This is a genomic window from Nonomuraea longispora (genome assembly GCF_004348345.1).
Taxonomy (GTDB): Bacteria; Actinomycetota; Actinomycetes; order Streptosporangiales; family Streptosporangiaceae; genus Nonomuraea; species Nonomuraea longispora.
On sequence record NZ_SMJZ01000048.1, the window covers coordinates 1 to 23094 of the forward strand.

The 23094-nt window shown below is 69.8% G+C and carries 21 protein-coding genes; 12 read left to right on the plus strand and 9 right to left on the minus strand.

The annotated features are described in order from the left end of the window. Positions 1-155: 155 nt before the first annotated feature. Together E1267_RS15035 and E1267_RS15040 are read right to left on the minus strand one after the other, a co-directional pair. Positions 156-1046 (minus strand): alpha/beta fold hydrolase, encoded by an 891-nt coding sequence (locus tag E1267_RS15035; protein ID WP_132333073.1) that lies wholly within the window; start codon positions 1044-1046, stop codon positions 156-158. A gap of 311 nt (positions 1047-1357) precedes the next feature. Then, positions 1358-3253 carry a DEAD/DEAH box helicase gene (locus E1267_RS15040; protein ID WP_220449496.1) on the minus strand — a complete coding sequence of 632 codons (1896 nt, stop codon included), beginning with the start codon at positions 3251-3253 and terminating at the stop codon, positions 1358-1360. A gap of 361 nt (positions 3254-3614) precedes the next feature. Here E1267_RS15040 and E1267_RS15045 point away from each other — a divergent pair, with 361 nt between their 5' ends. Continuing rightward, the gene (locus E1267_RS15045) at positions 3615-4259 is read left to right on the plus strand and encodes a ferritin-like fold-containing protein (RefSeq protein WP_132333074.1); all 645 of its coding nucleotides are present in this window, start codon (positions 3615-3617) and stop codon (positions 4257-4259) included. Between the two features lie 372 nt (positions 4260-4631). Here the strand turns inward: E1267_RS15045 and E1267_RS15050 are convergent, their stop codons facing one another. The 5 genes from E1267_RS15050 to ligD (E1267_RS15070) all read right to left on the minus strand — a co-directional run bounded on the left by E1267_RS15050 (position 4632) and on the right by ligD (E1267_RS15070) (position 7676). After that, positions 4632-4862, minus strand: coding sequence for a DUF3107 domain-containing protein (locus E1267_RS15050; protein ID WP_132333075.1), 231 nt, complete (start codon positions 4860-4862; stop codon positions 4632-4634). Between the two features lie 90 nt (positions 4863-4952). Beyond that, entirely contained in the window at positions 4953-5573 is a 621-nt protein-coding gene (locus E1267_RS15055; RefSeq protein WP_165959625.1) for a TetR/AcrR family transcriptional regulator, read from the minus strand. 122 nt (positions 5574-5695) lie between these two features. Further along, entirely contained in the window at positions 5696-5902 is a 207-nt protein-coding gene (locus E1267_RS15060) for a hypothetical protein (RefSeq protein WP_236667410.1), read from the minus strand. A 32-nt stretch (positions 5903-5934) separates the two neighbouring features. Next, entirely contained in the window at positions 5935-6807 is an 873-nt protein-coding gene (gene ligD, locus E1267_RS15065) for a non-homologous end-joining DNA ligase (RefSeq protein WP_132333077.1), read from the minus strand. Further along, a complete protein-coding gene (ligD, locus tag E1267_RS15070; RefSeq protein WP_246063884.1) occupies positions 6804-7676 on the minus strand; it encodes a non-homologous end-joining DNA ligase in 873 nt (290 codons plus the stop codon). Before ligD (E1267_RS15070) ends, ligD (E1267_RS15065) begins: the two co-directional genes overlap by 4 nt. A 102-nt stretch (positions 7677-7778) precedes the next feature. Between ligD (E1267_RS15070) and ku the strand changes: the two genes are divergently transcribed. Together ku and E1267_RS15080 are read left to right on the plus strand one after the other, a co-directional pair. Further along, a complete protein-coding gene (ku, locus tag E1267_RS15075; RefSeq protein WP_132333079.1) occupies positions 7779-8645 on the plus strand; it encodes a non-homologous end joining protein Ku in 867 nt (288 codons plus the stop codon). A gap of 1484 nt (positions 8646-10129) precedes the next feature. Continuing rightward, on the plus strand, positions 10130-10414 hold the full coding sequence (locus tag E1267_RS15080; protein WP_132333080.1) for a hypothetical protein: 285 nt from the start codon (positions 10130-10132) through the stop codon (positions 10412-10414). Between the two features lie 876 nt (positions 10415-11290). On the opposite strand, the gene E1267_RS15085 is transcribed toward E1267_RS15080, so the two are convergent. Both E1267_RS15085 and E1267_RS15090 read right to left on the minus strand, forming a co-directional pair. Beyond that, positions 11291-11575: a hypothetical protein gene (locus E1267_RS15085; protein ID WP_132333080.1), complete on the minus strand. Its 285-nt coding sequence runs from the start codon at positions 11573-11575 to the stop codon at positions 11291-11293. Between the two features lie 383 nt (positions 11576-11958). Beyond that, positions 11959-12240, minus strand: a complete 282-nt coding sequence (locus E1267_RS15090; RefSeq protein WP_181957804.1) for a hypothetical protein — start codon at positions 12238-12240, stop codon at positions 11959-11961. A gap of 743 nt (positions 12241-12983) precedes the next feature. Here E1267_RS15090 and E1267_RS15095 point away from each other — a divergent pair. From E1267_RS15095 to E1267_RS15135, 9 genes are all read left to right on the plus strand, one after another. After that, a complete protein-coding gene (locus E1267_RS15095) occupies positions 12984-13976 on the plus strand; it encodes an alpha/beta fold hydrolase (protein ID WP_246063886.1) in 993 nt (330 codons plus the stop codon). 44 nt (positions 13977-14020) lie between these two features. Next, a complete protein-coding gene (gene moeZ, locus E1267_RS15100) occupies positions 14021-15202 on the plus strand; it encodes an adenylyltransferase/sulfurtransferase MoeZ (protein WP_132333081.1) in 1182 nt (393 codons plus the stop codon). Between the two features lie 22 nt (positions 15203-15224). Beyond that, positions 15225-15944 carry a hypothetical protein gene (locus E1267_RS15105; protein WP_246063887.1) on the plus strand — a complete coding sequence of 240 codons (720 nt, stop codon included), beginning with the start codon at positions 15225-15227 and terminating at the stop codon, positions 15942-15944. Beyond that, positions 15938-17176, plus strand: coding sequence for a S8 family serine peptidase (locus tag E1267_RS15110; protein ID WP_132333082.1), 1239 nt, complete (start codon positions 15938-15940; stop codon positions 17174-17176). The genes E1267_RS15105 and E1267_RS15110 overlap by 7 nt, the downstream gene beginning before the upstream one ends. A gap of 53 nt (positions 17177-17229) precedes the next feature. Further along, positions 17230-18132: a hypothetical protein gene (locus E1267_RS15115; protein WP_132333083.1), complete on the plus strand. Its 903-nt coding sequence runs from the start codon at positions 17230-17232 to the stop codon at positions 18130-18132. Further along, positions 18126-19274: a S8 family serine peptidase gene (locus E1267_RS15120; protein ID WP_132333084.1), complete on the plus strand. Its 1149-nt coding sequence runs from the start codon at positions 18126-18128 to the stop codon at positions 19272-19274. Before E1267_RS15115 ends, E1267_RS15120 begins: the two co-directional genes overlap by 7 nt. A gap of 47 nt (positions 19275-19321) precedes the next feature. Then, positions 19322-19681 (plus strand): hypothetical protein, encoded by a 360-nt coding sequence (locus tag E1267_RS15125; protein WP_132333085.1) that lies wholly within the window; start codon positions 19322-19324, stop codon positions 19679-19681. Further along, positions 19678-19983 (plus strand): MGMT family protein, encoded by a 306-nt coding sequence (locus E1267_RS15130; RefSeq protein ID WP_165959626.1) that lies wholly within the window; start codon positions 19678-19680, stop codon positions 19981-19983. The genes E1267_RS15125 and E1267_RS15130 overlap by 4 nt, the downstream gene beginning before the upstream one ends. 207 nt (positions 19984-20190) lie before the next feature. Next, entirely contained in the window at positions 20191-22938 is a 2748-nt protein-coding gene (locus E1267_RS15135; RefSeq protein WP_132333087.1) for a CDP-glycerol glycerophosphotransferase family protein, read from the plus strand. Positions 22939-23094 lie beyond the last annotated feature (156 nt).

A 23094-nucleotide genomic window follows, 5' to 3' on the forward strand; every position in this document is an offset into this window, starting at 1 on the left:
CGCCGCCACTGCTCCGAGGGGCAGGCCGCCGGGCCGGAGCGCCGACCCTGGGACGGGCTCGCCGACTGACCGGGACCGGTCAGCCCCCTGAGTCCTCTGCTCACGTCGTAGCCGGCGGCGCCGAGCCGCTCCCTGGAGGCCCGCACAACGCAGGATCACACGGCGCTGGACCTCGTGTCCAAGTAGTGCTTCTCGGCCGCGTTCCAGAACCTCACCAGCGCCGCCGCCGTCGTCTCCGGCGCCTCCACGGCGGGGGAGTGCACCGCGCCCGGCACGACCACGGAGTCGGCTCCGAGCCTGGCCGCCATCTCCGACTGCGCCTCCGGCGGCCATCCGTCGTCGTGCTCACCGAACAGGACGAGCGTGGGCAGCTCGATCTGGCGCAGCTCGTCGGTGCGGTCGCGCATGGTCAGCACCTGCTCGGCCATCTGCGACAGGCCCGTCGGCGAGTTGCTGACCAGCCGCCTGTGCAGGAACTCCCTGATGTCGTCGGACACGTCGGCGGCCAGCGCCTCCCGCTCGAACCTGTGATGCCACAGATGCTCGAGGCCCAGCGCGGGCACCTCTTCGGCGATCTTCCTGGCGTTGCGCGCCCGGCGGCCCTCGATGGGGCCGGGGCCCGAGCTCATCAGCGTGAACGACGCGAACTTCGTCACCCCGTCGACCACCGCCTCCCTGGCCACCAGCCCGCCGAAGGAGTGGCCCACCAGGTGCACGGGCTCTCCGCCGCCGACGACCTGGGCCAGCGCGTCGATGTCGGCGCCCAGCGCGGCGCAGGTGTAGGCCGTGGGGTCGGCGGGGCCCGGAGTTTCGTACTGTCCGCGCAGATCGACGGCCACGACCCGGCGGCCGGACTGGGCCAGCGTCATCAGGACCGCGATGAAGTCCTCCTTGCTGCCCGTCAGGCCGGGAACCAGGAGCGCGGGCCAGCGCTCGATCACACCACTGACCGGAACAGCCTCCAGGACCGCGAACGTGCCCTGTGGCGTTTCCCTCTTCTGTGGTGCGACGCCAGGCGGCAGGTCGAGGAATCGCGGCGTACTCACGTGGGGCAACAATACCCAGAGGTCAGCGCCTCGACACCGGCATGGCCAGGACGCCGGTGCGAGTTCCGGGGGATGGGAGCCGGTGCGCGAGGCCCGGAACACCCCGGTGACCGTCCTCCACACCCCCGTGGCGGGCGCTGAGCGCGCCGTGGGGTCTCCCGCGTACGTGGACAGGCTCATTGGTCCGGTGTGCGGTCGCGCCGCGCGCAGAAGCCCTCACGGCCCGCCGCGCGCGAGCCCTACCTACGGACCGGTTTCCCGCGCATGAAAAAGCGCGCACCCGCTCGGGGTGCGCGCTTTCGTTCGCCGTGTCAGCCGGCGCGGCGGCGGTTGCCGCCACCCCCGTTGCCGCCACGGGGCCCGCGCCGCTGCTGCTTGCGCTCGGTCGCCGCGGACGGGGCGATGTCGTCGTCGTCCGTGGCCAGGTCGGGCGACTGGAAGATCACCGTGAACGGGCTCGGCGGGATGATGCGGTCGTGCTCCTTGCGCGCCGGTGGCGGCGGCGTCGACAGGAAGCTCGGCTCCGGCTCGGCCGCCGCGGGCGTCACCGGCTCCGGCCTGGCGACGGGTGCCGCGGGAGCGACCGGCGCAGCCTCGGGGCGGGCGTCGGGCCTTGCGCCCGCGTCGGTCGTGGGACCGCCGTCGGGCCAGGCCGCGGGCGCGGGCTCGGAAGCCGAGCCGTTACCGGCGTCCGGCCTGGAGCCGGTGCCGGGCCCGGGGTCGTCCTCGGACCTGGCGGACCGGCGCGAGCGCGTGGGCTTCGCCGGCGCCTCCGGCGCCTCGGTCAGCGCCTGCTCGATCGCCGTGGACGCCGCGCCCCTGCGGGAACGGCCCCGCTTCGGCTCGGCGGCCCGGACCTCGTCCGCCGAGAAGATCGCGGGAGTCTCCTCCGTCTTGCTCTTCACGGTCTCGGCCTCCGTCGTCTCGGCGGGTGCGGTCTCCGCCAGCTCTCGCCCGCCGCGGGTGCGGCGGCGCTGGCGCGGTGTGCGGGCTGGGCGCTCCTCGCGCTCGTCGCGGCGGCGCCCGCCACGCCCGCGGATCCTGCCGGTCTCACCGAGGTCCTCGATGTGCTCCGCGGACAGCCCCTCCCGCGAGCGGCTCGCGCGCGGGAGGACGCCCTTGGTGCCCTCGGGGATGTCGAGCTCGGTGTAGACGTGCGGCGAGGTGGAGTAGGTCTCCTCGGGCTCGGCGAAGTCGAGCCCGAGCATCTGGTTGATCATCTTCCAGCGGGTCAGCTCCTCCCACTCCACGAAAGTGACCGAGATGCCGGTGCGCCCGGCCCGGCCGGTGCGGCCGATGCGGTGCACGTAGGTCTTGTCGTCGGTGGGGCAGTCGTAGTTGACCACGTGGGTGACGTCGTCGATGTCGATGCCGCGCGCCGCCACGTCGGTGGCGACGAGTACGTCGATCTTGCCGTTGCGGAACGCCCGCAGCGCCTGCTCCCGCTGGCCCTGACCGAGGTCGCCGTGCACGGCCGCGACCGCGAAACCACGCGTGTCGAGCTGCTCGGCGACCATGTCGCAGGCGCGCTTGGTCTCGCAGAAGACCATGGTGAGCCCGCGGCCCTCGGCCTGCAGCAGCCGGCCGAGGATTTCGATCTTGTCCATGCGGTGCACGCGCCAGACGAGCTGGCGGGTCAGCGGCGTGGTCTCGCCCTCGCCGTTTTCGAGCTCGGCGCGTATGTGCGTCGGGCGGTTGAGGTATTTGCGCGACAGCGCGACGATCTCGCCCGGCATGGTGGCCGAGAACAACATCGTCTGCCGCTGCGCCGGGATCAGCTTGAAGATCCGCTCGATGTCGGGCAGGAAGCCGAGGTCGAGCATCCGGTCGGCCTCGTCGAGCACGAGGGTGGTGACCTGGGTCAGGTCGAGATGCTTCTGCTTGACCAGGTCGAGCAGGCGGCCCGGGGTGCCGACGATGACGTCGACCCCGGCCTTGAGCGCCTCGATCTGCGGCTCGTACGCCCGCCCGCCGTAAACGGTCAGAACCCGGGAACCGAGTTTGCCCGCGGCGGTGACGAGGTCTTCGCTGACCTGGACGGCCAGCTCGCGGGTCGGTACGACGACCAGCCCGCGCGGCTTCTTGCGGTTTTTGCGTGGCTTGCCGATGCCCTGGAGCATGGCGATGCCGAACGCGTAGGTCTTTCCCGTGCCCGTGCGTGCCTGGCCGATGAGGTCCTGGCCGCTCAGCGCGAGCGGGAGTGCCATTTCCTGGATGGGAAACGGTGCGACGATGCCCTCGGTCTCAAGGGCATCGGCGATCTCTGGTGTGACTCCGAGGTCTCGGAAAGTCGTCAGCGTGGCCTGCCTCAGTCTCAAATGAAGGCGGGCCTGCCGGGACCGACGGGCGGAAAACAGCCCCCGTGTCGTGGGTCCTCGCGGTAGAGCCAGCCCTCTCGCGTCATCAGCGACCGCGCACCCGGGGAACGGGGGTCAATCGGGGGAAACCCCCCGAATTTACACAGTGCGGTCGCACTTTCACAGAGCAGTGTACTCGATACCACAACGCTGACCGAGCTTGCATATGTTCCCGAAGAATCCATGAGCCCCGCAAAGTACGCTGCCATCCATGAAGGAGTCTCCTGGAGTCGTCGATCTGCTCGGTGTGCTGGCCTACGCGGAGTTGAGCGCTTACGCGCGAATGACCGAGGACGCCGCGTCCCTCGCGCCCTCCCTCACCGACCGGGCGGCGCTCAGCGAGCTCGCCGTCACCGAGTTCGCCCATTTCCGCCTGCTGCGCGACCGGCTGGCCGAGCTGGGCGCCGATCCCGCGGAGGCGATGACGCCGTTCGTCGCGGCGCTGGACGCCTGGCACGCGCAGACCCGGCCGGCCGACTGGTTGCAGGCGCTGGTCAAGACGTACGTGGGCGACGGCATCGCGCTCGACTTCTACCGGGAGGCGGCCAGGCACCTCGACCCGTCGATCGCCAAGCTGGTCGATGAGGTGCTGGTGGACGAGGGACGGTCGAAGTTCGCGGTCGAAGGGGTGCGGGCGGGCATCCAGGCCGACCCGGCGGCGAGCGGGCGGCTGGCGCTGTGGGCGCGGCGGCTCGTCGGCGAGGCGCTCAGCCAGGGGCAGCAGGTGGCCTCGGCGCGGCCGGAGCTGGCGCTGCTGCTGATGGAGTCGGCCGGCGAGGGCCACACGGACATATCCCGACTTTTCGCGAAACTGACCGAGGCACACAACCAACGCATGGCGGCCATGGGCCTTTAGACGGGCGCGTTGTCGGCATCGGGCGGCGCGCGGGCACACAACGGTTGTACCGTGCCAGACATGAGGGCCTCGCGCCGCTACCGCACGATCTCGACGAGATGCAGGCCGGAAAGCTGGACTCCGCGGGCAGTGCTGCGGAGACAGAGCGCCGCCTGCCCGACCACGGAGCCGAGGCGGCACACCGTGCCCCGGCCGCGCAGACCCAGGGGCTGCCGACTCGGAAAGCCGCTCGCCCAAGGGTGAGCCGCCCGGCCCGGGAGGAGTCACCCCGGCGGGAGGCGAGCCGCCCGTCCAGAGGTGAGCTGAGCCAGGGGAAAACGGTGCGCCTGCGTCCGGGGTGCGGCGCGTGCGCCGCACCCCGCTCACAAGTATCTAGAGCGTGCCGCCGAACCCGACCGGCCTCGACTCGTCCTCACCGATCTCGATGAAGCCGAGCGAACCGACCGGCACCACGATGCGCCTGCCCTTGCTGTCGGTCAGGGTGAACACACCACGCTCGACCGACAGCGCGTTTCTGATCTCCTCCTCCACCTGCTCGGCGGTGAGGTCGGTTTCGACAACGAGCTCGCGGTGCACGGAACGCACGCCGATCTTGACTTCCATCCTGGCTCCCTAGTCGACGGGGCTGGCCCACTCCCCATGGTGACCGTTCGTTCCGGCGGTGACCGCTGTTGATCGCGCCCAGCGAACGGGTTATGCCGTACGCGGAAAACCGCTGATGCCGCGCCAGGCGAGCCGGGCCATGAGCTGCTCGGCCGCGTCCTTCGGGATCGAGCCGTGCGTGGTGACCCAGTAGCGGGCGCTCACCTCCGCCATGCCGACCAGGCCGACACCGAGCAGGTGCGCCTCGTCGCTGGTGCACCCGGTGTCCTCCTGGATGACCGCGCTGACCATCTCGGCGCACTCCCGCAACGACCGCTCCACCCGCTGACGGACCGGCGCGACGTTGCGCAGATCGGACTCGAAGACCAGCCGGAACGCCTCGCCCTGGGTGGAGACGAAGTCGAAGAACGCGCTGAACGTGGCCTGCACGCGCAGTTTGTTCTCCTGGGTGGAGGCCAGCGCCTCGCGGCACCGGTTGACCATGTCGTCGACGTGGAGGTCGAGCAGCGCCAGATAAAGCTCCAGCTTGCCGGGGAAGTGCTGGTAGAGCACCGGCTTGCTGACGCCGGCCCGGTCGGCGATCTCGTCCATGGCGGCCGCGTGATAGCCGTTCTCGACGAACACTTCCTGCGCGGCGCTCAGCAGCTGCCGGCGTCGGGCGAGTCGGGGCAGCCGGGTGCCCCGGGGCTTCGCGTCCGGGGTTGCGGTCACGCGGGTCTCCATAGGTCTCTCAGCGGGGCTGTGCGGACATCCTACGGGCGCGTCGACGAGCCCTCGGTGACGATGGTCACCGACGAGCCGTCTTCGCGCAGGGTCATCGCCGTGGAGCCGGTTCAGCGATAGTCGTCGTCGTCCAGCTCCACGACGCGGTCCTGGTCGGCCGCGTCGGCGGGGTCGACGTCGAGCGGCAGCTCGCTGCGCAGCCTGCCGACGGGACGGATCTCGCGCTGCTGCTCGGCGGCGTCGGCCTCGGGAGTCTCGATCGAGCGCTCGTCCTCCGCCTCGTAGGCTTCGTCCCCGCGTATGTCCATCTCTGACATGTGGTCCCCCTCTTGGTGTGGACGGGTCCAGACTACGCCCGGCTGAAAAGGTCGCCGCGGTTCTCCACTCTGGCGAGTACGTCAGGAGCCGTGAACACCAGCTCCTCGGGGCGCTCGCAGCCCTCGACCTCCTTCCACAACAAGGGTGTCGAGACCGTCGGCTGCTCCCTGGCCCGCAGCGAGTACGGCGCCACGGTCGTCTTGGCCGGGTTGTTCTGGCTCCAGTCGATGAACACCTTGCCCGGCCTGGCCTTCCTCGCCATCACGCTGACGATCTCGTTCGGGCGCTCCTTCTCCAGGAGCTGGGCCAGCCGTTTGGCGAAGGCGGAGGGCTCCTCGCGGCGGTCCCAGTCGGCGTACAGCTGCATGCCCTTGTTGCCGCTGGTCTTCGGCACCGCGACGAGCCCTTCGGACTTGAGCACGTCGCGGAGCAGGAGCGCCACGCGGCAACACTCGACGATCGTGGCGGGCGGCCCCGGGTCGAGGTCGAACACGAGAGTGTCGGGCGGCAGCGCCTGTCCGTCGTCGTCGACGCGCCACTGGGGCACGTGCAGTTCGAGTGCGGCCAGGTTGGCGTAGTAGACGAGGGTGGGCAGGTCCCCGACGACGGCGAAGTCGATGCTCTCGCGGTTCTTCGTGCTGCCGGGCGCGGGCAGGTTGACCCGTCTGACCCAGCCGGGGGTGTGCTCGGGGGCGTTCTTCTCGAAGAAGGACTGGCCGGTGACGCCGTTCGGGAACCGCTTGACGGTCAGGGGCCTGCCGGCGAGATGCGGCAGCAGGACGGGGGCGATGCGGGTGTAGTAGTCGATGACCTCGGCCTTGGTGAAGCCGTAGTCGGGATAGAGCACCTTGTCCAGGTTGCTCAGCGCCAGCTCGCGCCCGTCGACCTTGACCGGCACCTTCATGGCGTCACCTCCGAGGGGAGCTTGTCGGGGCGCAGCCCGCGCCACACGGGGTGCCGCAGCCGCTGCTCGTCGGTCCACATCGTGTAAGCCACCTCCCCGACGAGATCAGGCCTAACCCACCGATTCCGCCACGGAACCTCGTTGCAGAACGGGCTGCACGCGACCTCCAGCGGGCGCAGCCGGGCGTGAAGATCATCCAGTACGGCGTCCGTGAACCCCGTGCCGACGTGCCCCACGTACATCAGGCCGGCGTCGATGAACACCCCCATCAGCAGTGACCCGATCCCGCCGGCCCGGCGGCCCTTGCCGGGCTTCCAGCCGCCGATCACCACCTCCCTGGTGCTCAGATGCTTGACCTTGACCCACCATGGTGAGCGGGTGCCCGGCCGGTAGGGCGCGTCCAGCCGCTTGGCGACCACACCCTCCAGACCCTGCTCGTACGTGGCCGCCAGCAGGTCGGAGTCGCCGGGGAAGTACGGGGGCGCGCCGACGTCCAGCTCGTCGAGGAGCGCGCGTCGGTCGCGGTAGGGCAGGTCGAAGAGCGGCATGCCGTCGAGGTAGAGCAGGTCGAACGGCATGTACGTGACGGGGTACCGCTTGAGCGCGGCCGGCTCCGGGTCGGTCTGGTGCATCCGGTGCTGCAGCCGGACGAAGCTGGGCCTGTCCTTCGGGTCGAGTGCCACGACCTCGCCGTCGATGATCGCGTTCTTGACCCCGAACCCTGACATGAACCCCGAAATTTCCGGATATCGCTGCGTGTACTCGACTCCGTGCCGCCCCGTCACCCGTACGCCGCCCTCGATGTGGACAAGAGCCCGGATGCCATCCCACTTGACCTCAAGCCCGTACATGTCGTGATCGGAGGGCATCTCTCCCGGTACGGCAAGCATTGGTTCGACCGGGTATGGCATTGGTTGCCCCATGACGGGTATGTGCCCATCGGTGGGCCGTTGAGTGCTGAGGAGTTGCGTATGCGCAGCATCTGGAAAGGTGCGATCTCCTTCGGGCTGGTCACCATCCCGGTCAAGCTCTACTCGGCGACCGAGCAGAAGGACGTGACCTTCCACCAGGTGCACCGCAAGGACGGCGGGCGGGTCCGGTACAAGCGCGTGTGCACCGTCGACGGCGAAGAGGTCCCCTACTCCGACATCGCCAAGGGGTACGAGCTGGGCACCGGCGAGGTGGTCGTGCTGACCGACGAGGACTTCGAGGGCCTGCCGCTCAGCACCTCACGTCGGATCGACGTGCTCCAGTTCGCCCCCGCGGACCAGATAGACCCCATCTACTTCGCCAAGTCGTACTACCTGGAGCCCGACGCGCAGGGGGCGAAGCCGTACGTGCTGCTGCGCGACGCCCTGGAGAGCTCGGGCCAGGTGGCGGTGGTCAAGGTGGCCCTGCGCCAGCGAGAGTCGCTGGCCACGCTGAGGGTCAGGAACGGCATCTTCGTACTGGAGACGATGCTCTGGCCCGACGAGATCCGCACGCCCGACTTCCCCTTCCTGGAGGAGGACATCGAGGTACGCGCGCAGGAGCTCAAGATGGCCGAGTCGTTGATCACCACCATGGAGTCCGACTTCGACCCGAGCGAGTACCACGACACGTACCGCGAGGCCCTGCAGGAGGTCATCGAGGCGAAGGTCGCGGGCAAGGAGGTCGTCGCCGCCCGCGAGGAGGAAGAGGAAGGTCCCGCCGTGGACCTCATGGCCGCGCTGAGGGCGAGCGTCGAGGCGGCCAAGAAGGAACGGGAAGGCGCTCCGGCCAAGCAGAAGAAGGCCGGCGGGAAGTCCAAGGACGAGGACAGGACCGCCTCCAAACGCAAGACCCGCAAGTCCGCGTAAGCCGTTGCTGATTCCACGGGCAGGTATCAGCGTTCCCGGACGTGCCCGTCCGGAAGGTCCGTAACGGTGTCACCAGAGCACGGTGTGCTCCGGTGTCCTGATGACGGTCCCGCGTTTCCCTCCGCTGTGCTGCTCCTGCGTCACCTGCCCGCCCCGCGTCCGTCTGACCGGCAGTTGGCGACCCGACGGGCGGCAGCGGCCGGGGCCTCCTCCACGATCGACGTACCGGACGCAGCCTGGCGGACGCGCGGGCCCTGCCTCCGGCACGACGCGACCCTTCCAGCGGTACACCGCCGGGCCCAGGCACAGACCTCCGCCGCCTACGCCGCCTACGCCGCTCCCTGCGTAGCGACCGCGTGTGTGCCAGGGCGAGACGTATCCCGGACACCAAGGCGGCCGGGCCGCCCGGCACGGGCTGCTGCGCCCCTTGTTCTGGCTGTGATGCCCGACATCGGTGCGGGGGATCACGTCGGCGCCGGGAGCCGCTGCCATGGCCATTCACCGATTCGGACATAACGGATAATTCATAGCATTTCATTGCATAAATGTTTAATAGAAGCAATAACCTTGTTAATGCCTAGCAAAATGGGGCGATAGCTGTTTGTCTCACCTCGTGGCGGAAATGACATTGCGTGGATGACTCTTCAGCAGCCGTCCAAGACTGTTTTCTGTTTATCGGGAAACGCGAGAACGGGGCAATCGATCCTTTAGGGGGAAAACGCAATGCCCAAGCTCAAGAGTGCTATCGCAGGCCTCGCCATCAGTACGGCCCTGACCGGCGGCGCCGTCGCCGTTGGTGCGGCGACGACCTCGTCCGCCGCCGGTGCCGCCACCCAGGTCAGCACCGGTACGTCCGTGGTCGCGGGTGGCTGCCACGGTTGGTGGCGCTGCGGATGGCGCCGTCATCACCACCACAGGACGCACGTGAAGGTGAAGGTCCACAACCGGAACCGCAACATCAACAGGTTCCCGCGTCCGACTCCGACTCCGACGATCACGGTCACCGCCACTCCTGCTCCTGCTCCTGAAGAGTAAGGTGACCCGCCGGAACGGCGCAGGAATGATCGGTCGTCTTTCACGCACGGTCTCCGCTCGCGGGGGAGCGGAATCGACCAGGTGAAATTCCGGCCCTCGGGGACGGGACGTGCATTTTTCGCGCGGTCCGTCCCCGAGCAACATTTCTTCACGTTGTTACGGCAATTCTTGGCGAGGGCTCCGCCGGCATCCGCCGCCGGGGCCCTCGCTGTCGTCGTTCTGCTGGCGGTCGGATCCTTTATTTCATGCGGTGTGGCGTAATGTCCATGTAGGTGTCTGTGGTTAGGAAAGGCTTGCTAATTCCAGTTAGATGGCGATTGTGTCGGATATATGCAGACTGCGGATGAGCCGTTAGCGGTGCATCCGTGCTGCTTCCCGGAAATCTGGCAGCTGCCGGTTATCCGGGTGTGCAGAGAACGGGGCAATCGATCCTTTAGGGGGAAAACGCAATGCCCAAGCTTAAAAGTGTTATCGCAGGCCTCGCCGTCAGCACGGCGCTGACCGGCGGCGTGGTCGCCGCGGGCGCGACCACGAGCGCTGCCAGCGCCGCCACCACCCAGGTCAGCGCGGGCACGTCCGTCCTGGCGGGCGGCCACTGCCACAAGCGCCGCTGCGGCTGGGGCTGGGGCCGGGCCAAGTGGCGCCGCCACCACCACGGCCACGGCCGCATCCGGATCGTCATCATCAACCGGAACCACAACCACAACCGCTTCGACCACGACCGGTTCAGGTGACCGGCTCGCTCATGGTCTGAGCCCGTGGCGCATTCTTTTCGCGCCGCGGTAGGGGTCCGCTGAAAGCGACGTACTCCTGCGAGGAAATGGGTGCCCGCATTCGACGGGACAGGCGTCACCAGGAAATCGACGCCCTTCCACGAATGCGGGCACTCGGCGTTGCCACACCCCTCGTAGCACCAGAACACCCCACGGCCGGGAGGTCTCCGGCCGCGGGCACGGTTTCCGGAAAACGGGCGCCCGGGAACACGACGTCCAGGGTGACGCAGGCCGCATGGTCGACCCCAGGGCACGTGCCGTCGTGCTTGGTGGCTCATACGGCGATGCCCACTGGCTACCCGCTCGCCTCGCCCGTCCGCCGTGGCCCGTCCCGGTAGCCGGCCCACATCCGTGCCTGTCCGCCCGCACCATCCCCGCCCCTACGCTCAAATGCCCGAGGCCCGGGATGCGTGATGCCCGAGTTCCGCGATGCGTGGGGCCGGGTGTCAGGTGGGCGTGGCCGTATGCCGGTTCCGCGGAAGCCGTGTCCATCTGCCGATCCGTGGCCAGTAGCCCGTGCGCCCGTGGTTCGGGGTCCGGGGTGTGGTCCGTGTGCCTGTTCGCGGTCTGGCCTGCGCGTGCCGGCGCGCGCCTGCGTGGCCGGGAGGCGGCCGGGAGGTGGCGTGGGCGCCGGCGGCAGGGGAGGCGCGTGCCGGGGTTCGGGGTGAGGGACGTGAAGTGCCCGCATTCGCCGGTTGACGTCGAGACTCCGGTAGGAGGACGTCGGTCGCCGCGAATGCGGGCACTCGGTGGGTGATCCGGAGATCATCGCCGTGGCGGACTCCGGGGGTGGCGCAGGGAGCGCGCCACCGGGTTCAGGCTATGGCCTGAGCCCGGTCACCTGAACCGGTCGTGGTCGAAGCGGTTGTGGTTGTGGTTCCGGTTGATGATGACGATCCGGATGCGGCCGTGGCCGTGGTGGTGACGGCGCCACTTGGCCCGGCCCCAGCCCCAGCCGCAGCGGCGCTTGTGGCAGTGGCCGCCCGCCAGGACGGACGTGCCCGCGCTGACCTGGGTGGTGGCGGCGCTGGCAGCGCTCGTGGTCGCGCCCGCGGCGACCACGCCGCCGGTCAGCGCCGTGCTGACGGCGAGGCCTGCGATAACACTTTTAAGCTTGGGCATTGCGTTTTCCCCCTAAAGGATCGATTGCCCCGTTCTCCCATTCCTGCGATCGCGAGGATCGGCGGGAAGAGATCGGATGCCTCGCTAGCGATTCATCCGTGGTCTACATATATCCGACTCCAAGGCTAACTAACCGGAATTGTCCAGTTTTGCCGGATAGTAGAGACCTGCATGGCTTTTGTGGGGGCGGCCGCCGCGCGGCCGGTTGCCCGTGCAAATGCAGCGAGGGCTCCCTGGCCGACGCCAGTGGAGCCCTCACCGGGAGTGCCGTGCGAGATGAGGAGAAATGAGCCCGTTATTCGCCGGTCGTGTTCACGTCGCTGTGCACGACGGCCATTCACGGAGAACGGTGTTCATCCCTGCGCCATCATTTCACGGTCATGTCACCAGCCACGGTTGTGGCGGTGGCGACGCTCCCCGTTCTCGTTGCGGTTGTCATTGCGGATGACGACGCAGATCTGGCCACGGTGGTGACGGCGGTGTCCCCAGCCCCAGCCACCGTGGTGGTGGTGACCGTGACGCTTGCAGTTGTGGCGGTGGCGCCGGTGGTGGCCCCAGCCCCAGCCCCAGCGGCCGTCGTCCCCAGTGACGACGGACGGGCCGCTGCGGACCGGGGTGTTGGCCTCGGCGCTGGTCGCGCTCAGGCCGACCACGCCGCCAGTCATCGCCGTGCTAAGGGCGAGGCCTGCGATAACACTCTTGAGCTTGGGCATTGCGTTTTCCCCCTAAAGGATCGGTTGCCCCGTTCTCGACGTTTCCGGGTACCTGAAAACAGGTCTTGGACGGCTGCTGAAGAGTCATCCGTGGAAAGTCATTTCCGGGGCCGTGGGCGGGCAAACAGGAATCACCCTATTTTGCTGTGCATTAACAATCTTATTGCTCGGCTTAAACGTCTATCCAATGAAATGGCATGATATGTCCGATTGTGCCGGATCGCGGGTGGCGGCAGCACGGAATGGCGGGCATCCAATGCCTGGCGTCCGGGATCACCCGGGCGCGCGAGCGCAATGCCCTCGGCTGATTTGTGGCGTACGTATTCGCGGACGTGATGAAATGCCACGACCTGCAGGCGGCACCAATTAGCGCGCCGACGGGCATGCTCGAATCAGTACGGCGGCGCCGCACCCGTATCGATCCCGCCATTTACGGTGAGTGTCACGCTGATTACGCTAGGTGTCGCTGGTCTGATGCTTTCCGGACCATGGCCCCCATAAACGGCAAACGGCAGCTTTTGCCGCAGTCTTGGGTTGTCATGAGATCCCTTAGGGATCTATGAAGCGATATATGTCGATATGTCCGAATTGGTTCGCCCTTCGAGCCCGCCCCTCACGACCCGGTCCGGGCCCTGAGGGGGTGGTTATCGTTGAGGTAAGGGGAAGAGACGTTCGACAGCGACGATGGAGGTTCGATGATGACCCCGGAGCCGATCCCGCACTGGCCGGGACGCATGATCGGCTCAGTGCACGTCCGATCCACCCAGCCGGCCCCGTGCGAGACCTGGGCCGGGCACTCCACCGCCAGGCGGCCCCACGGCGAGGGGCCGGGCGCGGCGCACGCGCACGCGGTCAGGGAAGGCCCGACGGAGCAGGCCGTCTTCGTGCACGGGCTGGCGGGCTCGGCGACCAACTGGACCGACCTCATGGACGAACTCAAGGACGAGGTCACCTGCCACGCCCTCGACCTGCCAGGCGCGGGTTTCTCGCCGGCCCCCGCCGACGGCGACTACTCCGTGGCGGGCCACGCCAAAGCCGTGATCGGCCTGCTGGAGCGGACGGGTCCGGCCCACCTGTTCGGCAACTCGCTCGGCGGCGCGGTCTCCGTCAGGGTCGCCGCGGGCCGCCCCGACCTGGTCCGCTCGCTCACCCTCGTCTCGCCCGCGCTGCCCGACCTGCTCCCCAGGTACGGGCCCGTCCGCGTGGCCGCCGCCGCGCTGCCCAAGCTCGGCGAGTGGGCGGCGAACACGATGCGGCTGCTGCCGGCCGAGCAGCGGGTCAGCGCCTCGCTCGCCATGGTGTACGCCAACGCCGGCGCCGTCCATCCCGAACGCGTGCGCGACGCGGTCGACGAGCAGCGCAGGCGCGACGCCCTCCCCCACGCCGGTGAGTCCATGATCGCCTCCGCCCGGGGCATCGTCGCCGAGTACCTACGCTTCGGCGAGGACAACCTCTGGCGTCTGGCGGCGAAGGTCGAGGCGCCGGCCCTGATCGTGCACGGGCGGCACGACCGCCTGGTCCGCCCCGCCATGGCCGCGAAGGCGTACCGTACGTTCCGGAAGGTCAGACTGGTGTTGCTGCCCACGGCCGGGCACGTGGCGATGATGGAGACGCCGCAGGTCGTGGCGGCGGAGGCACGCCGTCTGATCGGTGAGACTCGATTGGGGAATGCCCGACTCGCCAGCTAGGTTTCAAGGTGAGATAAGACCCCCTGCAAACGGGAGCGTAGAAAGTGTCGTTGCCACCGCTGGTCGAGCCGGCCGCAGAGCTGACCGTCGACGAAGTGCGCCGCTACTCGCGTCACCTGATCATTCCCGATGTGGGCATGGCGGGGCAGAAGCGGCTGAAGAACGCCAAGGTGCTCTGTGTGGGCGCCGGGGGCCTGGGCTCGCCCGCGCTGCTCTATCTCGCGGCGGCCGGCGTCGGCACCCTCGGCATCATCGACTTCGACGTGGTCGATGAGTCCAACCTGCAGCGCCAGGTCATCCACGGTCAGTCCGACGTGGGCAAGCCGAAGGCCGAGAGCGCCGCCGCGTCGGTCCATGAGATCAACCCGCTGGTCGACGTCGTGATCCACAACACGGCGCTGAGCACGGACAACGTCATGGAGATCTTCTCCGGCTACGATCTGATCGTCGACGGCACCGACAACTTCGCCACGCGCTACATGGTGAACGACGCCGCGGTGCTGCTCGGCAAGCCGTACGTCTGGGGGTCGATCTACCGCTTCGACGGCCAGGCGAGCGTGTTCTGGGCCGAGCACGGCCCGTGCTACCGCTGCCTCTACCCGGAGCCTCCGCCCCCCGGCATGGTGCCGTCGTGCGCCGAGGGCGGCGTGCTCGGCGTGCTCTGCGCGTCGGTGGGCTCCATCCAGGTCAACGAGGCCATCAAGCTGCTGACCGGCATCGGCGACCCACTGGTCGGGCGGCTGATGATCTATGACGCCCTCGAGATGAAATACCGCGACGTCAAGGTCCGCAAGGACCCGGAGTGCGTGCTGTGCGGGAAGAACCCGACGCAGACGCGGCTGCTCGACGACTACGAGGCGTTCTGCGGCGCGATCTCCGACGAGGCCGCCGAGGCCGCCAGCGGCTCCACGATCACGGCGCAGGAGCTCAAGGGCATGATGGACCGCGGCGAGGACATCTTCGTCATCGACGTCCGCGAGCCCAACGAGTACGAGATCGTCTCCATCCCCGGCGCCAAGCTGATCCCGAAGGGCGAGTTCCTCAACGGCTCGGCCCTGGAGAAGCTGCCGCAGGACAAGAAGATCGTGCTGCACTGCAAGTCGGGCGCGCGTTCGGCCGAGGCGCTGGCGGTCGTCAAGGACGCCGGGTTCTCCGACGCCGTCCACGTCGGCGGCGGCGTGCTGAGCTGGGTCAAGACGGTCGACCCGAGCCTGCCCAGCTACTGACGGTCTCGAAGGGGCGCCCGCCGTGGATTCCGCACGCCCCTGGCCCACCCTGGTGGTGGCCTCCGCGCTGACGCTGATCTGCGCGGTGGCCGCCGGGGTGGCCGGCAGCGCGGCGGGCACGGAATTGACGCGCGGGCCGAGCACGGCCGAACTGCACGTGGCGGCCCAGGGCGAGCTGGCCGAACGCTGGCGCGCCTGGCCGACGGGCCGCATCTTCCCCGCCACGTTGCGCTACGCCGCGGAGCAGGGCGGGCAGGAACGTGCCTGGAGGATCGGCATCTCGCCGCACACCTCGTGCGCGGAGTCCGTGGACGCCGAGGCCGCCACGCCACTGCGTGCCGCGGGGTGCCGCGGCGTGCTGCGGGCCACCTACATCGACGCGCTGCGCGGGGTGCTCGTGACGATCGGCGTCGTCGCCATGCACGACGAGAAGGGCGCGCTGCGCGCCAAGTCCGCCTTCTCCGGCAACGGCGAACCGGAGCCGGGGCTGCGGCCGCTGGCCTTCCGCGGCACGGTGGCCGACCGGTTCACTCCCGCGGTCCGCCAGGCCGGTTCCGTACGCCAGGCGGGCCCCTACCTCGTGCTGACGACCGCCGGGCAGGTGGACGGCCGGCCCGCGGACGCGGTCGGCGAACAGCGGCCCGCCGTCTTCGCGTTCGCCACCGAGATCGCCGAGAGCGTGTTGTCCGAGCTGAGCACGCCGCGGATGCCCGACTGCACGGCCAAGGAGTGGGAGTGCTGAGGCGGGGCAGGGCTGGTCGTGTGCTGAGGCGGGGCGCGGTGGTGGTGGCGCTCGGACCGGTGCTGCTGCTCGCGACGCCGCCTGTCTGGGCCGACGACGTACGCGGCGGCCAGCAGGCGGTGATCGAGACGCTCGACCTCGCCAAGGCGTGGCGTACCACCAAGGGCGCGGGGGTGCTGGTGGCCGTGCTCGACTCGGGTGTCGACCGCCGCCATCGTGACCTGGCCGGGTCCGTACGCACGGGCAAGGATTTCACTGAGGGCGCAAACCCGCGGGGAGTGACTCCGCGCAGGTTGCACGGCACGTACATGGCCTCGCTGATCGCCGGGCACGGCCACGGACCCAAGAGAAAACGGGGGATCATCGGCGTCGCACCCGAAGCAGACGTACTGTCGGTAAGGGTCATCCTCGAGGACGAAGAGCCCGGTTTCCGGGAGTTCAACTCCGCCGAGCGCTTCGAGAACGTGGTGGCCCGCGGCATTCGCTACGCGGTGGACGAGGGAGCAGACGTGATCAACATGTCGATCTCCAAAGAGCTGGCGACCCGGCAGGAGCGTGCGGCCATCCGCTACGCCATCTCCAAGGGCGTCGTGCTCGTGGCCGCCGCAGGCAACCACGGCGACAGGAAGATCGACGGCGATTTCGCACCTTATTCCTACCCGGCGGCGTTCCCCGGGGTCGTCTCGGTCGGGGCGACGGACCGGCGGTTGCGGCGGGCCGCGTTCTCCAACCGGAACTCCTCGGTACTGGTGTCCGCGCCCGGCGTCGACATCATGGGCGCGGGCCCCGGCGACCAGTACTGGGTCGGCAGGGGCACCTCGCAGGCGACCGCGCTGGTGTCGGGGGTGGCCGCCCTCATTAAGGCGAAGTATCCGGATATGTCGCCGCCGCTGGTCGCCCGCGCCCTCTCCACCGGCGCCACCGACAGGCCCCCCGGCGGCTACGACACCGCCACCGGCTTCGGCGTCGTGAACGCCGCCAAGGCGCTGACCGAGGCCGCCCAGCTCGCCGGGCACACCGAGACCGCCAAGGGCGCCGACGCCCACGACCCGGCCATGCCGCTGGCCGGCGGCGACGCGGGCCCCGTCAAGGTCATCGCCAGGGACCAGCGGCAGGTCACGCTCTACTTCGCCGTCGCCGCCGCGACGGGCTCCGGTGCGCTGGCGTCTCTGGCCGTCATATTCATCCTGGTCAGGCGGGTACGCCGGGCGCAGAGCTCGCAAGAGGCATGATCCGCCTCCTTAGGGGGACGAAATAGACAAGCGAACGCGGGAACGAGGCGGTGGTGAAGGCACGTAGGACGACCTCAGGGCTTCCGCGCGCCGAGGGGGAGGCCGCGCAGCGACGGAGCAACCCGCTCGGTGCCGCGCCCGGCCGAAGGTCACGCGTACGCGCATGGCCGGCGGCCGGCTCCCGCACGCGCTCGGCCGCCCGGCAGCGCGCCCAGATGGACGAGCTCAGGCAGGGCATCCGCTACCGGCGCATCTTCGTCACGCTGCTCGGCGTCATCATCGCCGTCTCCGCCGTCGTCGTGCTGCTCGGCACGGTCGGGCTGGTCGCCGAGACCCGCTCAAGGCCGCTGACCGCCGCCGAGCAGAACCAGTACAAGGACGAGGAGATCGCCAGGCGCTGGCAGGCGTGGCCGGCCACGGGTGTCTTCCCGGAAGAAGTGAAGTACGTCGGCCTCGACCGCGCCCAGCAGTACGCCAGGCGCGTCGGCATCGCCCCCGAGACCGACTGCGGCAAGGGCGTGGACACCTCCGTGGCCGAGGTGCTGCGCAGCCACAACTGCCGCACCATGTTGCGGGCCACGTACACCGACCAGACGGCCGCGTTCGTCATCACCGTCGGCGTCGCCGTGCTGGAGAACGAGGAGTCCAGGGTCTCGGCGACGGACGAGCTCGCCAAGGACGACCGCGTCGGCGTGCTGCCGGTCGCCTTCCCCGGTACGGTGAGCGAACGTTTCGGCCGTGATCAGCGCCAGCGCACCGGCTGGGTGGGCGCGGGGCCGTACATCGTGTTCTCGACGGCGGGCTACGCCGACGGCCGCACGAGGGCCGCGGTCCCACCCGAGGAGATTCTGCACAGTGAGCTGTGGCCGGCGGCCAAGTCGGTCGGCAACCAGATCGCCTACTTCCTGGCGGACCCGCCCAAGGTGCCGCCCTGTACCCAGGGGAACGTGTGCTGAACGTTGTACGCACGCTCACGGCCGCGCTGCTCGTCCTGGCGGGACCCAACGCCGACCCCGTACGCGACCAGCAGCAGTGGGTGCTCGACGCGCTCAACGTCGAGCGGGCCTGGTCGGTCACCAAGGGGGAGGGCGTCACCGTCGCCGTCGTCGACAGCGCAGTGGACGGCGAGGTCAAGGAGCTCAAGGGCCGGGTGACCGCGGGCCCCGACATGACGTCGGGCGCGGTGGCCCGCGAGGTGTCGCCGGGCAGGCACGGCACCGCCATGGCGGGACTGATCGCCGGCTCGGGCGAGGACGACGGCTTCACCGGCGTCGCACCGGGCGCCCGCATCCTGTCGCTGCCCCTGGTCACCGACGAGGAGCCCACGATGGTGACCCCGGCTCCCGACCAGGGACGCCCGTCGGAGAGCCCCTTGGCCCGTGCCCTGCGCTACGCCGCCAACCACGGCGCCCAGGTCGTCAGCATGTCGATCGGCTCCTACGGCCCGCTCAGGTCGGAGCGCGAGGCCGTCTCCTACGCGCTCGGCAAGGGAGTCGTGCTGGTGGCCGCCGTGGGCAACGACGGCCAGACCGACTACGCCAGGAAGGAGGGCACCTCCTACTGGAGCTTCCCCGCCGGCTATCCCGGTGTCATCGGCGTGGCGGCCACCGACAAGCAGGGCAGGCGGGCGACGTTCAGCAGCGACAACCTGTCGGTGCTGGTCGCGGCGCCCGGGGTCGGCGTGCCCGTGGTCAAGCGCGAGAGCGGCTACGAGGTGTCGCAGGGCACCAGCTCGGCCGCCGCGCTCGTGGCGGGCGTGGCCGCGCTGATCAAGTCGCGCTATCCGAAGATGCGGCCGGAGCAGGTGGCCCAGGCCCTGTCGTCGAGCGCCAAAGGGCGGCCCGCCGCCGGTTACGACGACCGGACCGGGTTCGGCGTGGTCGACGCGGGAGCCGCGCTGAACGCCGCCGAGCGCCTGACCGGTGCCAAACGCAGCGTCGTGCCGGGCATGGAGCACTTCGGCGAGGGCGAGGACTCGCCCGTCCCCGCGCGTCCGGGGCCCGACCCGATCCGCCTCGCGTTGTACGGCGGCGGCGTGCTGGTGGCGCTGGTGGCCTTCTGCGGCGCGATCATCATGCTCAATCAGCGTAAGGAGTGAAAGCTCCGTACGACGGGAGGAGTAAAGATCCGCTATGGTCCCCCGTCATGGGATACGAGCTGCGGGTGGTGCGTGAGTCACCACTCGCCTTCGCGGAGCTCGCGAAGGCCATCGCGCCGGCCGGGTTCGAGCTGCGTGGATCTGACGAGATCGTGGCAGGTCACGCGGGTGCCGCGCACGCGGTGGCGCGCTGGAAGGACCAGCTGATCGGCGAGCCCGGCTCCGACTGGCAGGTGGCACAGCTCCTGCGGTTGTCGGCCGCGCTCGGCGCCCGGCTCGTGGGCGAGGACGGCGAGGTCTACGCCCTGCGTGACGGTGTCATCGAGGTCGAGGCGGACGGCGGCACGGTGGAGATCGGAAAGTTCGACGAGATCATCGAAGCGGGACCCGCCGCGTGGGGTCCATGAACCCGTTCGCGGAGAAGGTGCTCGAACTCGTCGAGCGCATCCCGCCGGGCAAGGTCATGGCCTACGGCGACATCGCCGAATACCTCGGCGAGGGCGGTCCGCGCCAGGTCGGCGCGGTGATGTCGGCGTGGGGCGGCGGCGTGCCCTGGTGGCGGGTCGTGCACGCGGACGGAAGCGGTGCCGCCCCCGACCACCTGCGCAGATGCCTGGCCCACTGGCGCGAGGAGGGCACGCCGCTGCGCGGCGAGCGGGTGGACATGCGGCTGGCGCGCTGGGACGGGCGTTCAGCGGATTTTCAGTAAGTGGTCTGACCAGCACTTTCGCCGAACGGGCGATTCTGTGACATGTGACGCCCATTACCATGGGCAAAACACTGATGGCGGCCCGAAAGGCGGTGCCTCCCTATGGCCACCGGCGTTACAGCCCGAAGCCAGGGCGGCGATTCGCTCGCCGACCGCCTGAAGGCTGTCCAAGATCTTTGTGATCGTGGCGAGCCTCTCGAAGCGGTCATGCGAGCGGTCGGCCCAGGCGGTCGCGACGCGGCGTTCGACACCGAGGTGCTGAGCGGTTCCCTGGGGAGCCGCATCGACCTCGCGGTCAAACGCGGCGCGGCGCGACGGCGTGAGCTGCTCGAGCTCGTCCGCCCCTACCTCGCGGGCGTGGACGCGCGCGTCAAACGCGACCTGCCGGTCGCGCGCCGCGTCATCTGCCACCTGATCGAGCACCGCCCCGACGAGGAGCTCGTCGAGGGTGAGACGCTCACCACGGTCGTCGCCGCGGCGGCCGAGCCGTCCAAGCGCATCCGCAAGGGCCTGCGCTGGTACGCCGACCTGCCCTTCGGCGACCAGCTGCCATCCGACCTGCTACGGCTGCGCCGCTCCGACCTGGTCCCCGTGACCCACATCGACGACATCGTCTGGGCCGACGGCAAGCTGCGCGTCACCGGCTTCGCCTACCTGGCGGGCCTGTCCGTACGCAGCCGCAGGTTCAACTGGGCGACCGTGGTGCTGCGCGGCCCCCGGTGGTTGCCGCCCATCCGCATGCGCACGCGCCGGGTCCTCGCTCCCGAGGCCACCCACGGGGCACGCGAGCCCGGCTGCAACTACGACTGGTCCGGCTTCACCGCGGAGCTCAGCCCGTGGTCGCTGCGCTGGCGCGGCGCCGTGCGCGGCGCGGTGTCCGCCGTACGCCGCCGCATGCGCCACCGGCCCTCCGTGCCCGACGCCACGACGTGGCGCGCGGAGATCGTGTTCTGGAGCCGGGGCGCGCGGGCCACCGGCCTGCTGCGCGGCTTCTCGATCGGCAGGGCGGAGCGGCCGGCCGGCCGCCGGTTGAAGCCCGGCTGGTGGGCCAGGCCGGTCTGGACGTCCGACAGGGCGCTGCAGATCGTGCTCCAGCCCAACCGGGCCGAGCTGAAGGGCGTCTCCGTCGACGGCGAACGCCTCGAGCTCACGATCTCCCTGCCCGGCCGTACGGTGACCAAGGGCCACGCCCGGCTGGGCGGCCACCGCATCGCCGCCGACTTCACGCCTTCGGGCGACGGCACGCGGGTCGTCGTCGGGCTGGCCGTGCCCGCGCTGTTGCAGGAGAAGGACGGCCGGCGGCTCTGGGTCGAGCCCAAGGGCGACCCCGCCGCGTCCGTCATGCTCGCCGATCTGGTGGAGACCCGCACGACCGTGGGCGACCGCGAGATCACCGTGCTCGGCGACCGGCGCGACCGCGTCGTCGTCTCCGCCCACCGCATCCGGCCGGTGATCACCTCGGCGGTCTGGGAGGGGCCGGAGCTGGTCCTGCGCGGCGACTATCCCGACGCCGCCGGCCCCCGCACGCTCACGTTGCGCCACCGGTCGGGGCTGTCCTACTGGATTCCCATGGAGCGGTCCGGCGACGCGTTCACCGTACGCGTCCGGCCGGCGGGGATGGACCGGTTCGGCGACGCCGTGCCGCTGGCGTCCGGCACCTGGAACATGTCTCTGCGCCACCCCTCGGGCGAGATCGTGCCGCTGCGCGTCGACCATGCCGCGCTGCCCGGGTTCGACGAGGATCCGCGCACGTTCGACGGGCGCACGTACCGGATGATCTCCACGCGGTTCGACGTGCCGGTGGTGACGGTCGACGAGGACCGGCCCGCCGACGAGCGCGGCGTGGCCGGCACTCATGTGCTGCGCCGCGTGTTCTACCCGGCCCAGCGCACCGAGCCGCTGACGGACGCGACCGTCTACGTCGTCAACGACGGCCGCCTGTACGCCGACAGCGTCCGCGCCATCTACGAGGAGCGTCTGCGGCGGGGCGACGACCGCGAGCACATCTGGATCGTCAAGGACGGCGCGTTCGTGCCGCAGGGCGGCGCGACCGTCGTGCGCGCGGGCAGCCGTGAGCACCACGCGGCGCTGGCCAGGTCGCGCCACATCATCGCCAACACGTTCCTGCCGACGTGGTTCCGCGCCCGCGAGGACCAGGTCGTGGTGCAGACGTGGCACGGCACCCCGGCCAAGCACATGGGCAACGACCAGCCCCACATGCAGCGCGACCCGAGGCCGCCGATCTGGCACCGGCAGGCGGCGGAGGTGCGCGGCTGGGACCTGCTGCTGTCGCAGTCGCCTTGGGCGACCCCTGTGCTGCGCAAGGCGTTCGGCTACAAGGGCGAGGTGCTGGAGAGCGGCCTGCCCCGCAACGACGTGCTCACCTCGCCCGACCGCGAGGCGCTCGCGGCGGCGGTGCGCGCACGTCTCGGGCTGGCGCCGGGCAAGCGGGTGATCCTGTACGCGCCGACGTGGCGCGACTACGACCGCAAGAACGCCATGGTCAAGCTCGACCTCGCCAAGGCGCGCGAGGCGCTGGGCGCGGACCACGAGATCCTCGTACGCGCCCACCCGATGCAGGCCATGCCCGCCGTCCCCGACATCGCCCGCGACGTCACCACATATCCGGATATCGCCGAGCTGCTGCTGGTGACCGACGTCCTCGTTACCGACTACTCCTCGGTCATGTTCGACTTCGCCTGCACCGGCCGCCCGATCGTGTTCTACGGCTACGACCTGGCGAAATACTCGTCGAAGCGGGGCCTCTACATCGACCTGCCCGAGCAGGCGCCGGGGCCGGTGCTGTCGACGTCGGCCGAGGTCGTCGACGCGCTCAGGTCGATCGACGAGGTCGCGGCGGCACACGCGGACCGTTACGACGCCTTCCGCGCCACGTTCGCGCCCAAGGACGACGGCAAGGCCACGGCGCGCGTGGTGGACCACCTCTTCCCCTGACCGCGAGCGCCGGAACAGGTGACGCCGAGGGCGAACAGCGGGGCGGCGTGTCGCCGGGGATCTGGATATTTGCCTCGATACGGTAGGCGGATCGTGCGGGGAGACCGGGCAAGTCGGCACGATCTACCCCTGTGGTCTGGTGGAATCTAGTGTTGT